Here is a 15487-nt window from a genome sequence, read left to right on the forward strand (position 1 = left end):
GGCTGCACGCAATGCCCTGGCGATCTCCACTGGGGTGATTGGGTTCCGGACCATGCTACCTACCTCACATCTCATGAAAAACGCCGCAAAAGCGCGGCGAACGAAAGAATGTCCGGTGGTCCGGTGTATATACCCTAAGCGCGTATAAAATTTAAATAAACTAACTTTTAGGAATATGCATAGAAGATCAAAAGCTCATCTGATCTTCCGCTGCGCTGTTAATGGAGCGCGCCTTTCGGGCGCTTTCAGACAAGTATTCACGCCGCCGATCCTCAGCGTTCGTGGAGGCGCCCAGCGCGAGTTGTTGCCGACCCGGTCGATGATGCAATAGGTCACATCAAGCCGCAGATCCTCACCTGCTTCGACAATGATTGCCGGTGGCACCCAGACCTGGATTCCCACGCCGACACCGGCGTGCGTCACAGGAGGCAGATCCATCCGCACGTCACCCCAGCGCAGAGTGATTTCATCACCCTCGGCCATGTTCAGGTAAGGCTCGATGGTCAGCGGCACGCCACGCTTGACCTGGCTCGGGTTGATCCCGCGCCGGCGAATGGTTTCGGGAAGATTGACCGGCAGCAGGTACTGATTTTCTTCTGCGCTGCCTGTTGCGAATTGACCGCCCGGGCAGTCGAGTTTCACCTGGAACCGGGCGCCGAACGACATTACCGGGTTTCTCCCGACCTGCATGACCCGATAATGCACGCAGGGTGAACCGTTGACGATGAAGCTCTCCGGTACCCTGAGAGTGACGGTGGTTCCGATATCACCGGCAGTCAGCACGCGGGAGGCTACATAGCAGTCATCCCAGAACAGCTCGATCAGGTCGCCGCTGTCCATATCGTCATAGGGTTCGATTGCGACCGACAGGTTGGCGGCCGCCATGAGGTTGATTCCGACCCCGTGGGTCTGCCCCAGAGTCGGCGGAGGCAATAGCGGAATGTTTGAAATGCAGGTCATCGGTTTCTCTCCTTGAAGTCTTGCGGCGAAGTCCGTGTCTGAAAGAACGAATGGCGTGAATTAACCGGCAATGAAACTTCGGAGTTTTTTCACGTTTTAAAGTGTCGTGTTGAACTGGCGGGCGCCGGTTGGTGACTAGATAAGAGTTCGCCGGAAGAGGTGTCAAGCGAGTGGATTAGTTAATCCATGAATTACCGATTAATCAGAAGGTTCCTACATTGGTACAGCCTTTGGCTGATGCTGTACGGGGATGAAGACCACAGATTGCCGCGGTTTTGGCGTGTTTCTCTGGTGTGCTCCTGCGAAACGGAAAGTCAGGCCTCGGCGAGTTTTACGCGCGCGCAACTTGTTGCAGGACATATATATGTACTGCGTTCTGAGGGAGGTTATTGGTTTTCTTTGGAAGAAGAAAAGTAGCGCTGGCCAGCGCACTACTTCCGTCCCTGGAAGTAAGTGTTGGCACTTGCGAAGTTATCAGCCGTTGTTACGGAACTTGCTGAGAAACTGCCGTGTGCGTTCTTCTTTCGGATTGGCAAACAGCGCCTTGGCTTCACCTTGCTCGACAATCACGCCCTTGTCGAAAAACACCACACGGTTGGCCACGTCCCGGGCAAATGCCATTTCGTGGGTGACGATCACCATGGTGCGTTTTTCTTCGGCCAGACCGCGAATGGTCGCCAGTACTTCGCCCACCAGTTCCGGGTCAAGGGCCGAGGTCGGCTCGTCGAACAGGATCACTTCCGGTTCCATCGCCAGCGCCCGGGCAATCGCCACGCGCTGTTGCTGGCCGCCGGACAAGCGCCGTGGGTAGGCATCTTCCTTGCCCGCCAGGCCGACCTTGGCCAGCAACTTCTTGCCCAGGGCAATGGCTGCGTCACGGGGCGTCTTCTTGACCACGATCGGGCCTTCGATGACGTTCTCCAGGGCGGTGCGGTGGGGGAACAGGTTGAAGTTCTGGAACACGAAGCCCACATGCTGGCGCAGGTTGCGTACCAGGTTCTGCTGCTGGTTCAGCGGGCGGCTGGTATCGATCTCGATCTCGCCGACCTTGATCCGGCCGCTGGTGGGTTGTTCGAGGAAGTTCAGGCAGCGCAGGAACGTGGTCTTGCCCGAGCCGCTGGGACCGATGATGGCCACGACCTCGCCTTCCTTCACTTCAAGATCGATGCCGTTGAGCACGACTTGACCCTTGAACTGCTTTGTCAGTTTTTCCACGACAATCATGGGGTCAGGACTCCTGGTCGTGCCGATTGACCCGCGCTTCCAGCTTGTTCTGGAAGTGCGACAGCACTGTGGCCAGAATCCAGTAGATCAGCGCGGCGGCAAGATACATGGTGAAGACTTCGAAAGTCCGGGCGGTAATCAGTTGTGCCTGACGGAACAGCTCCGGTACCTGGATGGTAGCGGCCAGCGCGGTGTCCTTGACCAGTGAAATGAAGCTGTTGCCCAGCGGCGGCAACGCCGTGCGCATCGCCTGCGGCAGGATGGCCCTGCGCAGGGTCTGCGCGCGGGTCATGCCGATGCTCGCCGCCGCTTCCCACTGACCGCGTTCGATGGAGCCGATCGCGGCACGCAGGATTTCACAGGCGTAGGCGGCCATGTTCAGCGAAAAGCCGATCAGGGCCGCCGGCAGCGGGTCGAGTTCCATGCCCAGTTGCGGCAGACCGTAATAGATCACGAACAGCTGGACCAGCAACGGCGTGCCGCGAAAGAACGACACGTAGATGCGGGCCAGCCAGCTGACCGACTTGAAACGCGACAGGCGCATCAACGCCAGGCCAAAACCCAGCAACAGGCCGAAGAACATGCCGCCCAGGCTGAGGATTACCGTGTAGTACGCGCCCTTCAACAGGAAGGGCGCGGAGTCCAGTGCGAGTTGGAAGGCTGCTTCCATTATTGGGTGACGTCAGCGCTGAAGTATTTTTCCGAAAGCTTTTTCAGCGTGCCGTCGGCACGCAGCTCGTCGAGGGCCTTGTTCACGGCTGCCAGCAGTTCAGGCTCGCCTTTGCGCAGGGCGATACCGGATTCCTGACGGGAGAAGGCCTGGCCGGCGGCCACGGTTTTCGGTGCTTTTTTGGCGTATTCAAGTGCCGCCAGACGGTCGATCAGGATCGCGTCGGTACGACCGTTGTTCAGGTCGGCGAACTTGGTCGGATCATCGTCGTAGGTGCGCACGTCGGCACCCGGCACGTTGGCGCGAACCCATTGCTCGTAGTTGGTGCCCAGGCCTACGCCGACTTTCTTGCCGGACAGGTCGGCGGCGGTCTTGATGTTCAGCGCCGCTTCTTTGCTCTTGAGCACCAGCGCCTGAATACCGGAGATGGTGTACGGTTCGGAGAAGTCATACTTCTTCTTGCGTTCGTCGGAGATGGTCACCTGGTTGACCACCACATCCAGACGCTTGGATTCCAGCGCGGCGAGGATGCCGTCCCATTTGGTTGGCTGAATCTTGGCTTTCACGCCCAGTTTTTGTGCCAGCGCTTCGGAGAGCTCGACTTCGAAACCGGCGAGCTTGCCGTTTTCATCGACGAAGCTGAACGGTGGATAAGTGCCTTCCAGGCCGACGTTGATAACGCCTTTGTCCTTGATCTGTTGCAGTTGCTCACCGGCAACGGCGCTGCTGATCAGACCGGCGCTCAGTGCCAGGCCCAGCGAACCTACCAGCAGATTTCGACGTAGTGCGGAAAGAATCATGACAAGCCCCTGTGTTTTCTTATGGAAGACGCTTAAGGAAGTTTGGTGAATCCGGGAGTTGGACGACAGCGCTATCCTGCCTTAAAGCAGCTTATGCGTCTCTCGCCAAATTCGCCTGCGGCGAGACTATAAGACTGTTCTTTTAGAATGGAAAATAATGAATTTAATATTTGTTATTCGTATGTGGAATATATGATTCCCGTATTCCGGTTGATCCCGCGCATTGCGCGGGATGGCTTCAACGGACGCAAAGGGACGCGGAGCGTCCCGGCCTGCATTCCCACGCAGAGCATGGGAACGAGCGCATCAGAGAAAATCCTTGTACGCGAACAACGCCGGGGCGCCGCCGGTGTGCAGAAAGATGATCGGGCCGTCGTCGAAACGCCCGCGACCGATGCCGTCGAGCAACCCGGCCATGGCTTTGCCGGTGTAGACCGGATCGAGCAGCACGGCGTCCTGACCGGCCAGCAGTTTCACCGCTGCCAGCGTCCCGGCATTCGGCTCACCGTAACGCGGGCCGAAATACTCGTCCCACAGTTCGACCTTGAAACTCTCCGGCAGCGCCACGCCCAACAGATCGGCAGTGCGCTCGGCCAGGCCCTGCACTTTAGGGCGCTGATCTTCTTCGCTGCGCGAAACCGTCACGCCGATCACCGGCAGTTGCGGCAACACTTCGCTCAAGGCCAGCGCCAGGCCGCTGTGAGTGCCGGCGCTGCCCGAGGCCAGGACCACGGCGGAAAACTGCAGGCCGGAGTCCTCGATTTGTTGCGCCAGTTCCAGGCCGGCCCGTACGTAACCCAGTGCGCCGATGGCGTTGGAGCCACCGATCGGCACCAGATACGGCTTCTTGCCGTTACTGCGCAGGCGCACGGCGAGGGCCGCGAGTTGTTCGTCGGCGTTGTCGAGGTTGTCGACCAGCTCGACCCTGGTGTCGAACAGGTCCAGCAGCAGGCGGTTGCCGTTGCCGGTGTAGTTGCTGTCGTCGGTGCCCAACGGGTTTTCCAGCAGGGCCACGCAGCCCAGGCCCAGTTTCGCGGCCAGCGCAGCGGTCTGGCGGACGTGGTTCGATTGCAGTGCGCCGGCGGTGATCAGCGTGTCGGCGCCCTGGGCGAGGGCATCGGCGGCAAGGTATTCGAGCTTGCGCAGCTTGTTGCCGCCCATGGCCAGCGGCGTCAGGTCGTCGCGCTTGATGTACACGTCGCGACCGAGCCAGGTGGACAGGCGTTCGAGTTTTTCCAGAGGCGTGGGTTGTCCCAGCAGTTCGAGACGGTTAAAGCGTTGCAGCTGTTGTTTGATCATGAGCCCGTACTGGCGGAGAGAGATCACAGGACTATAGGCACGCCGATTTGCCGGGGCAACCGCCAATCGCTTATAGCCAAATGTACTTGGGCCAGCACTATCGGTTCTTAATTCGCCTCGGCGGCGTTGCCGTAAAGTAGTGGCCGTTGACGCGGCCAGACAGTCCGGCCGCCCGTGAGGAGTCTTTACCGTGAGCGAGCGTTCCAGCCATTGGCAATTGCAGACCATCGTCAGCCAGCTGCGTACCGCGCGGGATCAGTGGCGTACGCAAAACGGCCGCGCCAGCGGCGAGCAGGGCGGGCGCGAACTGCCGTCCCGTGACGCGATGGCGCAGATTCTCGAAGCCTTGTGCGGCGCGTTGTTCCCGATGCGTCTGGGGCCGGTGGATCTGCGTGAAGAGAGCGAAGATTTTTACGTCGGGCACACCCTCGACGTTGCGTTGAATGCATTGCTGGCCCAGGCGCGACTCGAACTGCGTTACGTCGCTCGCCATAGCGCACGGGACGACAGCGAAGTCGAGGCGCAGGCGATCCGCATCATCCAGGATTTCGCCCTGGCATTGCCGGGCCTGCGCAGTCTGCTCGACACCGATGTGCTGGCCGCGTATCACGGCGACCCGGCGGCGCGCAGTGTCGATGAAGTGCTGCTGTGCTATCCGGGCATTCTGGCGGTGATCCACCATCGTCTCGCGCACCATTTGTATCGCGCAGGCCTGCCGCTGCTGGCGCGGATCAGCTCGGAAATCGCTCACTCGGCGACCGGTATCGATATCCACCCGGGCGCCCGGATCGGGCGCAGTTTCTTCATCGATCACGGTACCGGCGTGGTGATCGGTGAGACCGCGATCATTGGCGAGCGCGTCAGGATTTACCAGGCAGTGACCCTGGGCGCCAAACGCTTTCCGGCGGACGAGGACGGCCAGTTGCAGAAGGGCCACCCACGACATCCGATCGTCGAGGACGACGTGGTGATTTACGCCGGGGCGACGATTCTCGGGCGGATCACCATCGGCAAGGGCTCGACCATCGGCGGCAACGTGTGGCTGACCCGCAGCGTGCCGGCCGGGTGCAATCTGACTCAGGCCAATCTGCAGCATGATGACGGGGCGCAGAAGTAATTTTCCTGTCCGTTCGTTCCCGCGCAAGGCGGGAACGAACGCCCTCGCCGCAGCGTCATACCCCTCCCTGAGCCAGCGTACGAACGGTACCGCTGAGCCCTGCGATTAGTCCTGAGCGTGCTATCCATGTTTAACTTGAACGTTCATTCAAGTTAAACCGGCGGTTCGCTGCCCGCTCACAACAGGAGGCTTGCCTTTGCTGAGTCCGATCATTTCAGCCATTTTCCAACCCCTGGAGGTGCACCGCTCATGAGTGCATCGTCCACCCCCGCCAGCGGCCTGGTACGCATGAATCCGCCAGTGTTCTGGTTCGCCGCCACGGTAATCCTGCTGTTCGGCCTGACGGTCATCGCCATGCCGGAGCAGGCCGGTGCCTGGCTGCTTGAAGCGCAAAACTGGGCGGCCAATACGGTCGGCTGGTATTACATGCTCGCGATGACCCTGTATCTGGTCTTCGTGGTGGTCACCGCGTTATCGGGCTACGGCAAGATCAAACTCGGTGCCGACCACGACGAACCCGAATTCAGTTACCTGTCCTGGGCCGGCATGCTGTTCGCCGCCGGGATCAGCATCACGCTGTTTTTCTTCTGTGTGTCCGAGCCGCTGACTCACATGCTCCAGCCGCCGCAAGGCGAAGCCGGCACGGCGGATGCGGCGCGTCAGGCGATGCAGATCCTGTTTCTGCACTGGGGCCTGCACGGCTGGGGCGTGTTCGCCTTCGTCGGTATGGCGCTGGCGTACTTCGCTTATCGGCACAACCTGCCGCTGGCCCTGCGTTCGGCGCTCTACCCGCTGATCGGCAAGCGTATCAACGGCCCCATCGGTTATGCGGTCGATGGCTTCGGCATCATCGCCACGGTGTTCGGCCTCGGTGCGGACATGGGCTTCGGCGTGCTCCATCTCAACTCAGGTCTGGACTACCTGTTCGGCATCGCCCATACCCAGTGGATTCAGGTCGGTTTGATCACACTGATGATGGGCGCAGCGATCGTCGTCGCCGTCTCCGGTGTGGACAAGGGCGTGCGGGTCATGTCCGACATCAACATGCTGCTGGCCTGTGCGCTGCTGCTGTTCGTGTTGTTCGCCGGTCCTACCCAGCACCTGCTCAACACCCTGATCCAGAACCTGGGCGACTACCTCGGCGCGTTGCCGATGAAGAGTTTCGACCTCTACGCCTACGACAAACCCAGCGACTGGCTCGGCGGCTGGACGGTGTTCTACTGGGCCTGGTGGATCGCATGGTCGCCGTTCGTGGGCCTGTTCATCGCACGGATTTCCCGTGGCCGCACCATTCGCGAATTCGTCTTCGGCGTGCTGCTGATTCCGCTCGGTTTCACCCTCGCGTGGATGTCGATCTTCGGCAACAGCGCCATCGATCAGGTGCTCAACCACGGCATGTCGGCGCTGGGCATGTCGGCCCTCGACAACCCGTCGATGACCCTTTACCTGCTGCTGGAGACCTACCCGTGGAGCAAAACCGTCATCGCGGTGACGGTGTTCATCAGCTTCGTGTTCTTCGTCACCTCCGCCGACTCCGGCACCGTGGTGCTTTCGACCCTGTCGGCCAAGGGGGGGAATCCGGATGAGGACGGTCCGAAGTGGCTGCGGGTGTTCTGGGGGACGATGACGGCACTGATCACCAGCGGACTGCTGTTTTCGGGCAGCATCGATGCGCTGAAATCAGCGGTGGTGCTGACCTCGCTGCCGTTCTCGCTGATTCTGCTGCTGATGATGTGGGGCCTGCACAAGGCGTTCTACCTGGAGTCGCAGAAGCAGATCGCGCAACTGCATTCGCTGGCGCCGGTCTCCGGCTCGCGGCGCGGCAAGGGTGGCTGGCGACAGCGCCTGAGTCAGGCCGTGCACTTCCCGTCGAGGGACGAGGTGTACCGCTTCATGGACACCACGGTGAAACCGGCCATCGAAGAAGTGACGGCGGTATTCGTCGAGAAGGGGCTGCATGTCGTTACGCAGCCCGATCCGGCTCACGACAGCGTCAGTCTGGAAATCGGCCATGGCGAACTGCATCCGTTCATCTATCAGGTGCAGATGCGCGGCTACTTCACGCCGTCGTTCGCCCGCGGCGGCATGGGCTCCAAGCAGCTCAACAACCGCCGCTATTACCGCGCCGAAGTGCATCTGAGCGAGGGTAGCCAGGATTACGATCTGGTCGGTTACACCAAAGAACAGATCATCAACGACATCCTCGACCAGTACGAACGGCACATGCAGTTCCTGCATCTGGTGCGTTGACCGGAACGGGGCGCCGGGGCGGTTTCAGGTCTCGGCGCTCAGCACCATGAACAACACCATCGCTGCGATCGGCACCCCGAACACGGCACTGCCGATCGCAATCTCCGACCCCAGCGGCTGCTTCGCGTGTACGACGCCGACCGTGCCGTTGATCACCGTCAGCGCCAGCCACAATGCTGCAAAACCGTAGGCCATGGTCTGGCGGCTGAAGCCGATGCGCTCGCCGATGTAGAGCATCAGCGCCAGCAGCACCAGGCCGAAGAAGATGATGATTGCGGTGTGCATGGTGAGTTTCGCCTGAAGGTTGGGGGATCAAAGAGTGACTTTGCATCTGTTGAGCATAGGTCAGCCTTTAATCCTTTCTTGCCAGCCTTCGGGGCTGCATTGACGATGGGCAGATTTTTTTGAAACGTTTCAGCAATTGGTCGTATTCCGGGTCTATCGGTGTTCCACACGGCGTATGCTGGGCGGCCTGTGAAAGTCGATACCCGTTCAATACCGACAAGAGAGGATTCGATGACATACACCGCTGCCGAAAACCGCTATGACTCCATTCCTTACCGCCGCGTCGGACGCAGCGGTCTGGTGTTACCGGCGCTGTCCCTGGGCCTGTGGCACAACTTCGGCGACAGCACGCCGATCGACACCCAGCGCGCGTTGCTGCGCACCGCGTTCGACCTGGGGATCAATCACTTCGATCTGGCCAACAACTACGGCCCGCCCTACGGCAGCGCCGAGATCAATTTCGGCCGCCTGCTGCGCGAAGACTTCAAGCAGTACCGCGACGAACTGATCATCTCCAGCAAGGCCGGTTGGGACATGTGGCCCGGCCCATACGGCCAGGGCGGCGGCTCGCGCAAATACGTGCTGGCCAGTCTCGACCAGAGCCTGCAACGCCTGGGCCTGGACTATGTGGATATCTTTTATTCGCACCGTTTCGACCCGGACACCCCGCTGGAAGAAACCGCCAGTGCCCTCGCCACGGCGGTGCAGCAGGGCAAGGCGTTGTACATCGGTATCTCGTCGTACTCCGGGGTGAAAACCCGCGAAATCGCCGCGTTGCTCAAGGAATGGAAAGTGCCGCTGCTGATCCACCAACCGGCCTACAACCTGCTCAACCGCTGGGTGGAAAAGGATCTGCTCGATACCACCGAAGAGCTTGGCACCGGTGTGATTGCTTTCACCCCGCTGGCGCAAGGGCTGCTGACCGACAAGTATCTCAATGGCGTACCGGCGGACGCCCGAGTCAATCGTCCGGGCGGTGGTTCGTTGCAGGCTTCGCACTTGTCCGAGGCCAACATCGCTCACGTGCGGGCGCTGAATGAAATCGCCAGGCGTCGCGGGCAGAGCCTGGCGCAACTGGCATTGGCGTGGACGCTGCGCGATCCGCGGGTGACTTCGGCGCTGATCGGCGCGAGCCGGCCGGAGCAGATTGTCGAGAACGTCGGGGCGTTGAAAAACCTGAGTTTCAGTGTGGAGGAGTTGGCGGAGATCGACCGGTTTGCCCAGGAGGGCGGGATCAATCTCTGGGAGAAGCCTTCGACGGCGGAATAAGTGGCTGGCGCCGAGTCATTCGGCGCCTGCTCTGACGCTTTCGCGGGCAAGCCCGCTCCCACAAATACAGCTGTGTTCGCAGATTTTGTGTACGGCTCGGCCCCTGTGGGAGCGGGCTTGCCCGCGAAGAGGCCGGCTCAAGCACCAGGGAAATCGGGGCCTATTTGAAGAACGGCACATCCCCCAACACCGTAGCCCGTTGCATCACCCGCCGCGCCGGACGGTAATCATCCACTGCGTAATGCTGCGTCACGCGGTTGTCCCAGAATGCGATGTCATCCTTCTGCCAGCGCCAGCGAATGGTGAATTCCGGTCGTGTCGCGTGGGCGAACAAGAACTTCAGCACCGCCTCGCTCTCGGTTTCCGACAGTTCATTGATCTTCGACGTAAAGCCTTCGTTGACGAACAGCGAACGGCGCCCGCTCACCGGGTGAGTGCGAATCACCGGGTGCGACAGCGGTGGATTCTTGCGCCGCGCTTCTTCCCACTGCGCCAGTGCCTCCGGGGTGTTGCCGTAGCGCTCCAGCGGAAACGAGCGGGTGAAATCGTGAGTCGCGGTCAGCCCTTCGAGCATCGCTTGCATCGGCGCCGACAGTGCTTCATACGCGGCTATCCCGCTGGCCCATAACGTGTCGCCGCCGAACTCCGGCAACAGCTTGGCGCTGAGCACCGCGCCCATGGCCGGGGTCGGCAGGAAGGTCACGTCGGTGTGCCAGATCGCGTTGTCGCGCACGTCGGTGACGGCGGTGTCGAGGATCAGCACTTCAGGCTGTTCCGGCACGTTCGGGTAGATCGGATGAATGTGCAGGTCGCCGAAATAGTGGGCGAAGCGCGCCTGTTGCGACGGCTCGATCGGCTGATCGCGGAAGAACAGCACCTGGTATTTGAGCAGCGCCTGCTCAATGGCGTCGCGTTGTTCCAGGTTCAGCGGCTGGCTGATGTCGACGCCGCTGATCTGTGCGCCGAGGGCCGAGCTTAACGGGGTGATGTTCAGGCTGCTCATGGTGGTTCTCTTCAATTCCGGGGCCCCGAAACTGTCGGGGTAGTCAGTGCTGAAAAATCAATGGGCCTGGCCGTGCCACGGCACCAGTTTGCGTTGCAGGGCGCGCAGACCCATTTCCATGGCGAAGGCGATCAGGGCGATGACCAGAATCCCCAGCACCACCACATCGGTGACCAGGAATTGCGCAGCCGACTGCACCATGAAGCCCAGACCGCTGGTGGCCGCGATCAATTCGGCGGCCACCAGGGTCGACCAGCCGACACCCAGACCAATGCGCACCCCGGTCAGAATGTCCGGCAGGGCGCTGGGCAAAATCACATGGCGGATCAGTTGTGCGCGAGTCGCGCCCAGCGACTGCGCGGCGCGCAATTTGGCCGGGTCGACGGTGCGCACGCCGGTGGCGGTGGCGATGGCGATCGGGGCAAAAATCGCCAGGTAGATCAGCAGTACTTTCGACAACTCGCCAATGCCGCACCAGATCACGATCAGCGGCAGATAGGCCAGTGGTGGAATCGGGCGATAGAACTCGATCAGCGGATCCAGCACACCACGGGCTATACGGTTGGCGCCGATGGCGATGCCCACCGGCACGGCGGTCAGAATCGCGAAGCCGAGGCCCAGACCGATGCGGCTGAGGCTGGCGCCCAAGTGCTGCCACAAGGTCGAATCCATATAGCCCGTGGTCGCCAGCAACCAGCCTTTTTGCAGCACGGCGGACGGTGGCGGCAGAAACAGCGGTTCGATCAGACCGGTGGCGGTCACCGCCCACCAGATCACCAGCAACGCGAACAAGGTCAGCAGGCTGATCCAGCGGGTGCTGAGGCTGCGGCGCACGGGAATCACCACCGAAGTGGCGGCGGGTTTTACTTCGGTGGCGGAAACGTCGTAACTGCTCATGCGCGCTCCTGCCGTTGAACGGCGCTGCGTTGCGAAAACACTCTGGCGAGCACATGTTCGCGGGTTTCGATGAAGCGCGGATCGGACTTGATCGCCCGCGCCGATTCACCGGCGGCATAGCGCTTGCCGAAATCCAGATGCAGGCGTTCGACGATCTGTCCCGGATTCGGTGCCAGCAAAATCAGGTCGGTGGCGAGGAACACCGCTTCTTCAATGTCGTGGGTAATCAGGAACACCGGTTTGGCGGTGCGTTGCCAGACCTGCAGCAACAATTCCTGCATCTGTTCGCGGGTGAAGGCGTCGAGGGCGCCGAAGGGTTCGTCCATCAGCAATACGCGCGGGTCGGCGGCGAGGGCGCGAGCCAGGCCGACACGTTGCTTCTGGCCGCCTGAGAGCTGCCAGATGCGGCGGTGTTCAAACCCGCAGAGATCGACCAGCGCGAGCATTTCCCGGGCGATCTGTTCGCGTTTGTCCTTGGCCACACCGGCCAGTTCAAGACCGAAGGCAACGTTGGCCAGCACATCCTGCCAGGGCAGCAGGGCGTCATCCTGGAACACCACGCCGCGCTCGGCGCCCGGGCCCTTGACTGGCACGTTGTCGAGGGTGATGCGGCCGGCGCTCGGTTCGACGAAACCGGCAATCAGGTTCAACAGCGAAGTCTTGCCACTGCCGGACGGGCCGAGGGCCACCAGCAGTTGCTGAGGGCCGAGGGTCAGGGAAATGTCGGACAGTACCGGTTCCGGGCTGCCGGGATACTGTGCGCTGATGCGCTCCAGTTGTAGCAAGGCCATCGCAATTAACTCCGGATCAGTTGGTGATGTACTTGGGGGTGACGTACGGCGCGTAGTCCGGCAGTACCGCTTCAACCTTGCCTTGCTCCTTGAGGAACGCAGCGGTGTCGGTGATGGCTTTGGTGGTCGGCGCACCGAGGTCACTGACCTGATCCGCCGCCAGCGGGTAGACGTTGCCTTGCAGCAGCAAGGGAATGTCGCTGGCCTTGGCGCCGGACAATTTCACCAGTTTGTCGACGTTGCTCTGGTTGGCGATCCAGGCTTTCGGATCCTTGCGGTAGTCGGCGTAGGCGTCGAGGGTGACCTTGGCGAACGCGGTGACGATTTCCGGATGCTTCTCGGCGAAGTCCTTGCGCACGATCCAGGCGTCGAAGGTCGGCGCACCGAACTTGGCGAGTTCGCCGGAGGTGATCAGCACTTTGCCGTTTTCCTTGGCCACACCCAGCGCCGGATCCCAGACATAAGTGGCGTCGATGTCACCGCGTTTCCACGCGGCAATGATCGCCGGCGGGGCGAGGTTGAGGACGGTGACTTTCGAAGGGTCGATGTTCCAGTGTTTCAGCGCGGCGAGCAGGCTGTAGTGACCGGTGGACACGAACGGCACGGCGATTTTCTTGCCGACCAGATCCTGCGGCGTCTTGATGCCGGCGCCGTCGCGGGCGACCAATGCTTCGGCGGCGCCGATCTGGGTGGCGATGAGGAAGGTTTCCACCGGGACCTTACGGGTGACGGCTGCGGTCAGCGGGCTGGAGCCGAGGTAACCGATCTGCACGTCGCCGGAGGCGATGGCCGAGATGACGTCCGCACCGTTGTCGAACTTGCGCCAGCTGATGTCGGCCTTGGTGGCTTTCTCGTACGCGCCATCGGCCTGGGCGACTTTCGCCGGGTCGACGGTGGTCTGGTAGGCGACGGTGAGGTCGGCGGCCTGGGCCAGGAAGCTCGCGGCAGCCAGAGAGGCCACGGCCAGCAGGCGAAGCGGGACATTCAGTTTCATAGAAGAGCTCCATATCAGGCGACCGGGCGTCGGCATGAAAGGAGACTAAATGATCTAAGAAACTAAAAATAAATAACTTTTTAGACTTAGCTTATGAGCAGAAAAATCTGAGCGTGACCGCTGCGCGGTCATTCGCGAGCAGGCTCGCTCCCACATCAGATTACAGTCTTCTGTGGGAGCGAGCCTGCTCGCGAAATGGTTCGAAGAACCTTCTGATGTCAGTTGCTGATCGCCAGGATGCTCGCCTGGTACGACCCGACAAACACGTCAAAATCACCGACCTCGTTCTGCTCCAGTTCAGCCTGTTGCGCCAGCGATGAGCTCGCCAGTTCTTCGAACTTCGCCTGTTCTTCAGCGGCCAGCGGCTCGCTGCGGAAGAACTCGGCGTGAACCTGGCTCTGCCGCAGGGAGAATTGCGCGAAGCTTTCCTTGTGTTCGGTCATGGCTGCCAGCACCTGGGCCGAAGGCGTCAGGGACGCGTCCCTGACCTTGGCCAGTTGAGCGTCGAGGGCCTTGCTGTGGGCCTCGCCGCCATGGCTCTGATCGAGCATCGCTGCCAGCGGAGCGATGTTTTCCAGCAGTTCTGTCGCCCATTCCTTCAAATCGACCGGCTGGCCATCACGCTGCAGTTGCAGGCCCGGACGCCGACCTTCCTTGACCACGCTGAGGAAGTTGGAAGTGGCATTGCCGCAGCTGATGTTGGTCAGCAGCGGGCTGTCGTTCAGCGCGCAGTACAACAGGAATGCGTCGAGGAAGCGCGACTCGGTGACGTCAATGCCCATCGGCAGGAACGGGTTGATGTCCAGGCAGCGCACTTCGACGTACTGGATGCCACGGGCCATCAGGGCCTGGATCGGCCGCTCGCCGGTGTAGGTCACGCGTTTCGGGCGGATATTGGAGTAGTACTCGTTTTCGATCTGCAGGATGTTGGTATTGAGTTGCACCCATTCGCCATCCTGGTGCGTGCCGATTTTCACGTACGGTGCGTACGGCGTGGCCACAGCCTTGCGCAGACTGTCGGTGTAGCTCGACAGGTCGTTGTAGCACGGGGTCAGGCCGGCCTGGGCGTTGCTCTGGTAACCGAGGTCGCTCATGCGCAGGCTGGTGGCGTAAGGCAGGTACAGGGTGTCCGCATCGAACTGTTCCAACTGGTGCGGACGGCCCCGCAGGAAACCTGCATCCAGTGCCGGCGAAGCGCCGAACAGGTACATCAGCAGCCAGCTGTAGCGACGGAAGTTGCGGATCAGCGCGATATAGGACGACGACTGGAAATCCCGGTCGGTGCCAACGAAGCCTTCGGCTTCTTTCAGCAGCGGCCAGAGCTTTTCCGGCAGGGAGAAGTTGTAGTGAATCCCGGCGATGCACTGCATGGTTTTGCCGTAACGCAGGGCCAGGCCCTTGCGGTAGACGTACTTCAGCTGACCGATGTTGGAGGTGCCGTAATAGGCGATCGGGATGTCCTCCTCGGCCGGCAACGGGCACGGCATCGATGGACTCCACAGGTACTCGTTGCCGAGCTTGCTGTAGGCGAAGCGATGAATCCTGTCCAGGCTGGCCAGGGTATCGGCCGGGTCCGACAGGGCGGGGGTGATGAATTCCAGCAGCGACTCGGAGTAGTCGGTGGTGATCTGTTCGTTGGTCAGCGCGGAACCCAGGCTTTCGGGGTGCGGCGTTTGCGCCAGTCGACCCTCGCCGGTCACGCGCAGGCATTCGCGTTCGATGCCGTGCAGACACTGTTGGAGCAGAGAGAGGTTGGCGCGCTCACCGAGCAGAGCCAGGCGGCGGTTGAGAAGTTCGCTCAATTTGGATTCCTTCACGCGTCAGTCGCCCCAATATGGGGGTGGGCAGGACGGTCTACAAGGGTGAAGTTGAAACTGGCGTTTTCGCCTGGTTTTTCGGGCCCTGAAGCCCCCGTTGAAACGCCAACT

General features: G+C 61.1%; 14 protein-coding genes. 3 read left to right on the forward strand and 11 right to left on the reverse strand.

Translation table 11 applies throughout. The annotated features are described in order from the left end of the window. Positions 1-195: 195 nt before the first annotated feature. The 5 genes from NWV16_RS02190 to NWV16_RS02210 form a co-directional block, all read right to left on the reverse strand. Positions 196-960, reverse strand: coding sequence for a hypothetical protein (locus NWV16_RS02190; RefSeq protein ID WP_260521802.1), 765 nt, complete (start codon positions 958-960; stop codon positions 196-198). A 474-nt stretch (positions 961-1434) separates the two neighbouring features. After that, positions 1435-2184 carry an L-cystine ABC transporter ATP-binding protein TcyN gene (gene tcyN, locus NWV16_RS02195; RefSeq protein ID WP_260521803.1) on the reverse strand — a complete coding sequence of 250 codons (750 nt, stop codon included), beginning with the start codon at positions 2182-2184 and terminating at the stop codon, positions 1435-1437. A 4-nt stretch (positions 2185-2188) separates the two neighbouring features. Further along, positions 2189-2854 (reverse strand): cystine ABC transporter permease, encoded by a 666-nt coding sequence (gene tcyL / locus NWV16_RS02200; protein WP_065261151.1) that lies wholly within the window; start codon positions 2852-2854, stop codon positions 2189-2191. Further along, the gene (gene tcyJ, locus NWV16_RS02205) at positions 2854-3654 is read right to left on the reverse strand and encodes a cystine ABC transporter substrate-binding protein (RefSeq protein WP_065261150.1); all 801 of its coding nucleotides are present in this window, start codon (positions 3652-3654) and stop codon (positions 2854-2856) included. The genes tcyL and tcyJ overlap by 1 nt, the downstream gene beginning before the upstream one ends. A 306-nt stretch (positions 3655-3960) precedes the next feature. Next, the gene (locus NWV16_RS02210) at positions 3961-4953 is read right to left on the reverse strand and encodes a D-cysteine desulfhydrase (protein WP_260521804.1); all 993 of its coding nucleotides are present in this window, start codon (positions 4951-4953) and stop codon (positions 3961-3963) included. A gap of 190 nt (positions 4954-5143) precedes the next feature. On the opposite strand from NWV16_RS02210, the gene epsC reads away from it, so the two are divergent. Together epsC and betT are read left to right on the forward strand one after the other, a co-directional pair. Continuing rightward, positions 5144-6070, forward strand: coding sequence for a serine O-acetyltransferase EpsC (epsC, locus tag NWV16_RS02215; protein ID WP_260521805.1), 927 nt, complete (start codon positions 5144-5146; stop codon positions 6068-6070). 288 nt (positions 6071-6358) lie between these two features. Then, positions 6359-8320 (forward strand): choline transporter BetT, encoded by a 1962-nt coding sequence (gene betT / locus NWV16_RS02220; RefSeq protein WP_260523471.1) that lies wholly within the window; start codon positions 6359-6361, stop codon positions 8318-8320. Positions 8321-8344: 24 nt separating this feature from the next. Here betT and NWV16_RS02225 read toward each other — a convergent pair whose 3' ends face one another. Further along, positions 8345-8605 (reverse strand): hypothetical protein, encoded by a 261-nt coding sequence (locus tag NWV16_RS02225; protein ID WP_260521806.1) that lies wholly within the window; start codon positions 8603-8605, stop codon positions 8345-8347. A gap of 231 nt (positions 8606-8836) precedes the next feature. On the opposite strand from NWV16_RS02225, the gene mgrA reads away from it, so the two are divergent. Then, the gene (mgrA, locus tag NWV16_RS02230; protein ID WP_260521807.1) at positions 8837-9874 is read left to right on the forward strand and encodes an L-glyceraldehyde 3-phosphate reductase; all 1038 of its coding nucleotides are present in this window, start codon (positions 8837-8839) and stop codon (positions 9872-9874) included. A 160-nt stretch (positions 9875-10034) separates the two neighbouring features. Here the strand turns inward: mgrA and tauD are convergent, their stop codons facing one another. The 5 genes from tauD to gshA all read right to left on the reverse strand — a co-directional run bounded on the left by tauD (position 10035) and on the right by gshA (position 15361). Beyond that, complete coding sequence (gene tauD, locus NWV16_RS02235; RefSeq protein ID WP_260521808.1) at positions 10035-10877, reverse strand: taurine dioxygenase; 843 nt, start codon at positions 10875-10877, stop codon at positions 10035-10037. 57 nt (positions 10878-10934) lie between these two features. Continuing rightward, positions 10935-11774 (reverse strand): taurine ABC transporter permease TauC, encoded by an 840-nt coding sequence (gene tauC / locus NWV16_RS02240; protein WP_260521809.1) that lies wholly within the window; start codon positions 11772-11774, stop codon positions 10935-10937. Next, the gene (gene tauB, locus NWV16_RS02245; RefSeq protein ID WP_260521810.1) at positions 11771-12565 is read right to left on the reverse strand and encodes a taurine ABC transporter ATP-binding subunit; all 795 of its coding nucleotides are present in this window, start codon (positions 12563-12565) and stop codon (positions 11771-11773) included. Before tauB ends, tauC begins: the two co-directional genes overlap by 4 nt. Before the next feature lie 16 nt (positions 12566-12581). Continuing rightward, a complete protein-coding gene (gene tauA / locus NWV16_RS02250; protein ID WP_260521811.1) occupies positions 12582-13559 on the reverse strand; it encodes a taurine ABC transporter substrate-binding protein in 978 nt (325 codons plus the stop codon). A gap of 218 nt (positions 13560-13777) precedes the next feature. Next, positions 13778-15361: a glutamate--cysteine ligase gene (gene gshA / locus NWV16_RS02255; RefSeq protein ID WP_260521812.1), complete on the reverse strand. Its 1584-nt coding sequence runs from the start codon at positions 15359-15361 to the stop codon at positions 13778-13780. Positions 15362-15487: the final 126 nt, after the last annotated feature.

Origin of the sequence: Pseudomonas sp. BW7P1 (assembly GCF_024981055.1) — a bacterium.
Taxonomy (GTDB): domain Bacteria; phylum Pseudomonadota; class Gammaproteobacteria; order Pseudomonadales; family Pseudomonadaceae; genus Aquipseudomonas; species Aquipseudomonas bananamidigenes.